At 67.9% G+C, this 6372-nt stretch carries 7 protein-coding genes; 5 read left to right on the forward strand and 2 right to left on the reverse strand.

Going from position 1 to position 6372, the window contains the following annotated elements; translation table 11 throughout:
- Positions 1-325, reverse strand: a 325-nt coding sequence (locus tag WB508_RS12015; protein ID WP_423845118.1) for a DUF4245 family protein, incomplete at its 3' end; no start/stop codon positions are given.
- Here WB508_RS12015 and glpX point away from each other — a divergent pair.
- Positions 319-1368, forward strand: coding sequence for a class II fructose-bisphosphatase (glpX, locus tag WB508_RS12020; RefSeq protein WP_423845119.1), 1050 nt, complete (start codon positions 319-321; stop codon positions 1366-1368). The two genes, WB508_RS12015 and glpX, sit on opposite strands and share 7 nt — an antisense overlap.
- Before the next feature lie 63 nt (positions 1369-1431).
- Here glpX and WB508_RS12025 read toward each other — a convergent pair whose 3' ends face one another.
- Positions 1432-3177 (reverse strand): hypothetical protein, encoded by a 1746-nt coding sequence (locus tag WB508_RS12025; protein ID WP_423845120.1) that lies wholly within the window; start codon positions 3175-3177, stop codon positions 1432-1434.
- A 162-nt stretch (positions 3178-3339) separates the two neighbouring features.
- Between WB508_RS12025 and WB508_RS12030 the strand changes: the two genes are divergently transcribed.
- From WB508_RS12030 to WB508_RS12045, 4 genes are read left to right on the forward strand one after another with little or no spacing between them, the layout of a single operon-like run.
- A complete protein-coding gene (locus WB508_RS12030) occupies positions 3340-3897 on the forward strand; it encodes a sigma-70 family RNA polymerase sigma factor (RefSeq protein ID WP_423845121.1) in 558 nt (185 codons plus the stop codon).
- Complete coding sequence (locus WB508_RS12035; RefSeq protein ID WP_423845122.1) at positions 3894-4610, forward strand: zf-HC2 domain-containing protein; 717 nt, start codon at positions 3894-3896, stop codon at positions 4608-4610. The genes WB508_RS12030 and WB508_RS12035 overlap by 4 nt, the downstream gene beginning before the upstream one ends.
- A 24-nt stretch (positions 4611-4634) precedes the next feature.
- Entirely contained in the window at positions 4635-5537 is a 903-nt protein-coding gene (locus WB508_RS12040) for an alpha/beta fold hydrolase (protein ID WP_423845123.1), read from the forward strand.
- The gene (locus tag WB508_RS12045; protein WP_423845124.1) at positions 5534-6172 is read left to right on the forward strand and encodes an FMN-binding negative transcriptional regulator; all 639 of its coding nucleotides are present in this window, start codon (positions 5534-5536) and stop codon (positions 6170-6172) included. The genes WB508_RS12040 and WB508_RS12045 overlap by 4 nt, the downstream gene beginning before the upstream one ends.
- Positions 6173-6372 lie beyond the last annotated feature (200 nt).

Here is a 6372-nt window from a genome sequence, read left to right on the forward strand (position 1 = left end):
AGGGGGTCTGCTCGAGCCCCACGTACTCGTCGTCGTCGGTCAGCACGCCGAGATGCCAGGTGCCGCCCGACCCGTCAGCGCCCGGGTCGAAGCGGGCTGACGTGGCCCGCCACCCGTCCGGCAGCTCCGTGGGGGCCAGCAACGGCAAAGTGGTGCCCGCTTGCGCCTGGACCCGGATCTGCTCGTAGTCGACCGTCGAGACCGTCTCTTCTGGCGTGGTGGTGAACAGCTTCCCGAACGCGAAGAGCCCGAGGATGATCACACCGATCACGAACATGGAGCGCAGGACGTCGCCGATGTCGGGGTTGCCCCTCGAAGATGCCACGAGCCCAGTCTATCGACGTCGGTAGAGTGTCGCTCGTGGATCACCTCCAGCCCGCCGAGCAGGCGCCCGACCGCAACCTCGCCCTCGACCTGGTGCGCGTCACCGAGGCAGGCGCCATGGCTGCTGGCCGGTGGGTGGGCCGCGGTGACAAGAACGGCGCCGACGGCGTCGCGGTCCACGCGATGCGCACCTTGATCAACACGGTGCAGATGAATGGCGTCGTGGTCATCGGCGAGGGCGAGAAGGACGAAGCGCCCATGCTCTACAACGGAGAGCGGGTCGGCGACGGCACGGGCCCTGCCTGCGACGTCGCGGTCGACCCGATCGACGGCACCACGCTCACCGCCAAGAGCCTGCCCAACGCCGTGTCGGTCATGGCCGTCGCTCCCCGCGGCTCGATGTATGACCCGTCCGCCGTGTTCTACATGGAGAAGCTGATCGCCGGTCCCGAGGCTGCCGACGCGGTCGACATCCGGCTGCCGATCGCCGAGAACATCGCGCGCGTGGCCAAGGCCAAGGGCAGGCGCAACAGCGACGTCACGGTCTGTGTGCTCGACCGCCCCCGCCATCAGCACCTGGTCGACGAGATTCGCGAAGCCGGCGCCCGCATCAAGTTCATCATCGACGGCGACGTGGCCGGCGGCATCACCGCGGCCCGCCCCGACACCGGTGTCGACCTGCTGGTGGGCGTTGGCGGCACCCCCGAGGGCATCATCACGGCATGCGCCATCAAAGCGATCGGCGGCGTGATCCAGGGCAAGCTGTGGCCCATCGACGATGACGAGAAGCAACGCGCGATCGACGCCGGTCACGACCTCGACCGGGTTCTCGGGACCGACGACCTCGTCAACGCTGACGACTGCTTCTTCGTCGCCACCGGCATCACGGACGGCGAGCTGATGCACGGTGTCCGCTACAGCGGCGGCCGCGCCATCACCGAGTCGATCGTCATGCGCTCGCGCAGCGGCACCATCCGCAAGATCACGAGCGAGCATCAACTGGCCAAGCTGAAGGCCTACTCCTCGGTCGACTACGAGCACTGACCCACACAGCGATCCCCGCCGAGAGATTCTCTCGACGGGGATCGCTACAGCTGGCGCGGGAGCTCAGAGCGAGTTGTCTCCCGGCGGCACCGGCTCGCCGTCGATCGTGAACGTGCCGCCCGGAGGCTGGTTGAACACGTTCGGACCCACCGGAGCAGTGTTGCGCGAGATCGAGACTCGCGTCACCGTCATGGTGCCGGTCGAGCTGTTCCACAGCCCACCGCCCTCGTTGCTCGCGCTGTTGCCGCGCACCTTGCCCTTCTCATAGGTCACCACGCCGGCGCCGGTCGTGTGGAAACCACCACCGTTGCCGGGGTTTCCACCCGTGTCGTTGTCGAGCAGGTCGACGTCGAACAGGTCGACCGTGCCGCCATTGGTCTCGATGCCGCCGCCCGCACGAACCGCCGAGTTGTCCTCGATCTCCGCATCGTCCACGTTCAGCGTGCCGAGGTTGAGGATGCCACCGCCGGATCCGGAGGTGCCGGTCGCCTTGTTGTCAGAGATGTCGGTGTCCGAGACGGTGAGCGTGCCACCGTCGTTGAACAGCCCGCCGCCACCCTGGTCGGCAGCGTTTCCGCCGGCGACGTTGCGCGAAACCTTGCTGCGCTCGACCACGAAGGTGCCGCCGGCAGAGTTCCACAGTCCGCCGCCCTCAGAGCTGGCGACGTTGCCCGACACGGTCGTCCGAGCCACGTTGACGGTGCCAGCACCGGTCAGGTGCACACCGCCGCCGTTGCCGGGCGCCCCGCCGGTCCTGTTGTCTCGGATCGAGGACCTGCTGACGTTGGTCGAGCCGACATTCGCCTCGATGCCACCACCGGCACGGACCGCCGAGTTTCGCTTGATGGTCGATTGATCGACGTTGAGGGTCCCGAGGTTGTTCAGGATGCCGCCGCCGGAGCCGGCCGTTCCGGTCGCCTTGTTGTCCTTGACGTCGGTGTCCTCGACGGTCAGTGTGCCGCCGTCGTTGAAGAGTCCCCCGCCGCCCTGATCGGCGTCATTGCCGCCCGCGCTGTTGCCCGAGATGCTGCTCCGGTCGACCGTGAAGGTGCCGGACGCGGAGTTCCACAGGCCGCCTCCCTCGGCGGATGCGGTGTTCCCGGAGACCTTCGACCGATCCACCGAGACGGTGCCGGCACCGGTGAGGTGCAGTCCGCCGCCGTTGCCCGGTCCGCCACCAGTCGAGTTGTCGACCAACGAGGTGCGGTACAGCGAAGTCGAGCCGGCGTTGGCCTCGATGGCTCCACCGGCGCGGGTGGCTGTGTTGTCGTCGAGCTCGGACCTGCTGACGTAGAGGTCGCCGCCGTCATTGAAGATGGCCCCACCGGAGGCGCCGGCACCCACCGCCGAGCTGTCGGAGATCGAGGATCTGATGACCTCGAGCTCGCCGCTGCTGCGGACAGCACCGCCACTGGCGTCAGCGACGCGACCACCATTCAACGACACGCGGTAGAGCTTGAGATACGCGTCGGAGGAGACGTCGAAGATGCGACCCGACAGATTCGCGTCGATGCGGTGTCCACGACCGTCCAGGATCAGCTTGTCGGTGACGTCGAGATCGCCGACCTCGGGTCCGTCGCCGTCGGTTCCGGCCCCATTGAGCGCGATGCTCCGCTTCAGCTCGATCTCGTCGGTACCGGGGCGGGAGTTCGCGTTGGCCACCGCCGCGCGCAGCTGAGCCTCGGTGCTGACACTGACGGTCTTGGCCTTGCTCGCGGCTGATGCGCTCGGAATCGCCACCATCGTGAGGCCGAGCGCCCCGATGGTTGCGCCCGCGAGCCATGTCGCGGTGGTCCGTTGAACTCTCATGGGGAGATGCCTTTCGGTGGGGAGACGTCCTTTCGCCATGAATACGGCTGCGGTCCGTGCGACATTCATCACGGCGGAAGAAATCTTTCGTGAGCGGTGAACGCTCGTGCCGTGACGGCCGTAAGAACAGGTCCAGGGGACGTGTGGCATGAGGAGGACGGCGTGGACGGACGTGTCGACGGGATCGTGGCCGCGGGGGTGCGCAACGAGGACGAGGTCCATGCCGCGTACCTGTTGCACGGGCCTGAGCTGTTCCGCTTCGTGCTGCGCGGTCTGGACGACCGAGGAGCCGCCGAGGACGTCATTCAGGAGACCTTCCTGCGTGCCTGGCGGTCGGCGGACAAGTACGACCCGCACCTGGCGTCCCTGCGCGTGTGGTTGTTCGCGATCGCACGCAACACGATGCTCGACCACGCGCGGTCCGCCAAGGTGCGACCGTGGCAGCACCGCCTGGTCGATCCACCCACCGCAGAGGCGGTCACCGCCGGCACCGTCCCTGACCCCAGCGAGGTGGCAGTCACCTCGTGGGTGGTCGAGGAGGCGCTGATCCGGCTGACCCCGGAGCACCGCGACGCACTGGTGGAGACACACCTGCGGGGCAGACCTCATGACGAGGTAGCCGCAGAGCTGGGCATCCCGATCGGGACCCTGCGCAGTCGCGTCTTCTACGGTCTGAAGGCGCTGAGAATCACGATGGACGAAATGGGAGTCACACCATGACCACCAACCACGATCACGACGGCGGCGCAGCTGACCATCGTCAGCTACGGATGCTGCTCGGTTCCTCCGCGCTGGGTCACCTCGGCGAAGACGAGGCCGGGCGCGTGCGCGCACACCTCGACGGCTGCGCGGAGTGCCGCGCCGAGCTGGCCGAGATCGAGCCGGTTGCGTCTGCACTGTCGGGCATCGACCCCCGCGAGCTGCTGGACCGCCCTACACCCTCACCGGACCTCGGGGAACGGCTGCGCGATGCCGTGCGCGAGGAGCGGACCGGAGCGATCGACCTCACGTCACGTCGTCGGGCGAGGCATGCCCGGGGCACGGCGGCGCTCGCGGCATCCGTGGTGGCAGCGGCCCTGGTGGGCACCTTCCTGCTGGGCCGAGGCACCGCTCCTGAGCCGCCGACCGTCGCGATGGAGCCGGTCACCCTGACCAGCTCCGCCGCCGACCCCGTGACGGTCGAGAAGGCATCGCTCATCGCCCACTCGTGGGGCGTGGAGCTGCGCTTCACGGGTGCCGGCTTCGCGGACGGAGAGGTGTTCCGTGCGGCGTTCAGGGACACCTCAGGTGAGCTCGTGCCTGCTGGCGAGTTCCTCGGAACGGGAAAATCCACCCTGAACTGCAATCTGCAGTCCGCCACCCTGCGCGACGATGTCGTGCAGATCGTCATCACGGATGAGGCAGGGACGGCGGTGCTGGACGCGAGCATCTGAGCTACTCGCCGGTAGGATCACTTCATGGCCGGATCGGGTGAGAAGTTCGCGTCGCTGCCCTCGGGCATCGACATCTGTTTTGAGACCTTCGGCGACCCCGAGGACCCGGCGCTGCTGCTGGTCATGGGTCTCGGCGGTCCGATGGGATGGTGGACCGAGGACTTCTGCGAGTTGCTCGCCAGCCGCGGACTGTTCGTGGTCCGCTATGACAACCGAGACACCGGGCGGTCCACCAAGCTGCGGCACCACAAAGTGGGCAAGATCGACATCGCCCGCGCGTTCGTCGGGCTCGGATCGGCGCCGTATGGCTTGTCCGATCTCGCCGAGGACGCCTTCGGTCTTCTGGACCATCTCGGCATCGAGCAGGCCAACCTCACCGGCGTGTCGATGGGCGGCATGATCGCCCAGACGATGGCGATCGCCCACCCCGAGCGTGTGCTGTCGATGACGTCGATCATGTCCACGACCGGCAGGCGCACCGTCGGCTGGCAGAGCCCCAAGGTCCTCCCAGCGATGCTCGCCTCGGCAGGTCGCACGCGGGACTCCTACATCGCGCGCTCCCTGCGCACCCAGAAGGTCATCGGCTCGCCAGCCTTCCCGTCGGACCGAGAGGACCAGCGCCTGCGGGCCCAGGAGACCTACGATCGCGGCTGGATCGCCAGCGGCGTGGCCCGCCACATGTTGGCCGTGCTGACCCAGACCGATCGGACCGAGCCGCTCGGCGCGCTCGACCTGCCGGTCACCGTCATCCACGGCGCCGCCGACCCACTCGTGCACAGGTCTGGGGGCCAGGCCACCGCCGATGCCATTCCCGGCGCCGAGCTGATCGAGATCGACGGGAAGGGGCACGACCTGCCCGCCCAGCTCTACGCCACGTACGTCGACGCGATCGTGAGCACTGCCGCCCGCGCCGCATCGGGGCGATGAGACACAACCCTCGACACGCCAGCGACGACCCTGCCCTGGTGCGCCGACTCGTCGCCGAGCATCCGTGGGCGACGATCGTCAGCCAGCACGACGGCGACCTGGTGGCGTCGCACTATCCGGTGCTGCTCGATCCCGATCACCCGTTGGCGCTGCTCACCCACGTGGGACGTCCCGACGAGACGCTGCACGGCTTCGGGCAGGGTGCCGCGGTGCTCGTGGTGGTGCAAGGTCATCACGGCTACGTCTCTCCCAGCTGGTACGTCCCGGGAGCGAGCGGAGCGCCGACGTGGAACTTCACCGCCGCACACCTGCACGGCGTGCCCCAGGTGCTCGACGCCGAGGAGAACCTGCGGGTGCTCACCTCGCTGGTCGCGCACTTCGAGCAGCACGTCGACGACCCGCTGTGGCTCGACCAGACGTGGGGCGCCCAGGCAGCCCAGGGCACGGTGGGATTGCGCATCCCGATCGACCGGTTCACGCTCAAGGTCAAGATGAGCCAGGACAAGGACGAGACATCCGTGCAGAACGTCGTCGACGCACTGCGTCGTCCCGGCCCGTACGAGCACCCCGCGCTGGCCTCCGACATGGAACGCGCACGCCGCGAACGAGTCGGCTTGCCGACCGAAAAAGATTGACATAGCAGGCCACAAACCTTGTGGGTCGAACACCTGTTCGATATGCTTGACGCATGATCTCGCGCTCCCACCTCGCCGATGCGGCGACCGTGTGCGCTCGGGCTGAGTTCGCCAAGTGGAATGCCGTGCTGGCCCACCGCGAGGACGCCGTGGCGGCTCTGGATCGCGACGCCGATCGCACACTGATGTTCCGGCGCATG

The organism is Aeromicrobium sp. (assembly GCF_049586495.1).
Classification (GTDB): Bacteria; Actinomycetota; Actinomycetes; order Propionibacteriales; family Nocardioidaceae; genus Aeromicrobium.

Coding starts and splice junctions, on each gene's coding strand:
- glpX (WP_423845119.1), top strand. CDS start 319: ATGCCACGAGCCCAGTCTATCGACGTCGGTAGAGTGTCGCTCGTGGAT.
- WB508_RS12025 (WP_423845120.1), bottom strand. CDS start 3,177: ATGAGAGTTCAACGGACCACCGCGACATGGCTCGCGGGCGCAACCATC.
- WB508_RS12035 (WP_423845122.1), top strand. CDS start 3,894: ATGACCACCAACCACGATCACGACGGCGGCGCAGCTGACCATCGTCAG.
- WB508_RS12040 (WP_423845123.1), top strand. CDS start 4,635: ATGGCCGGATCGGGTGAGAAGTTCGCGTCGCTGCCCTCGGGCATCGAC.
- WB508_RS12045 (WP_423845124.1), top strand. CDS start 5,534: ATGAGACACAACCCTCGACACGCCAGCGACGACCCTGCCCTGGTGCGC.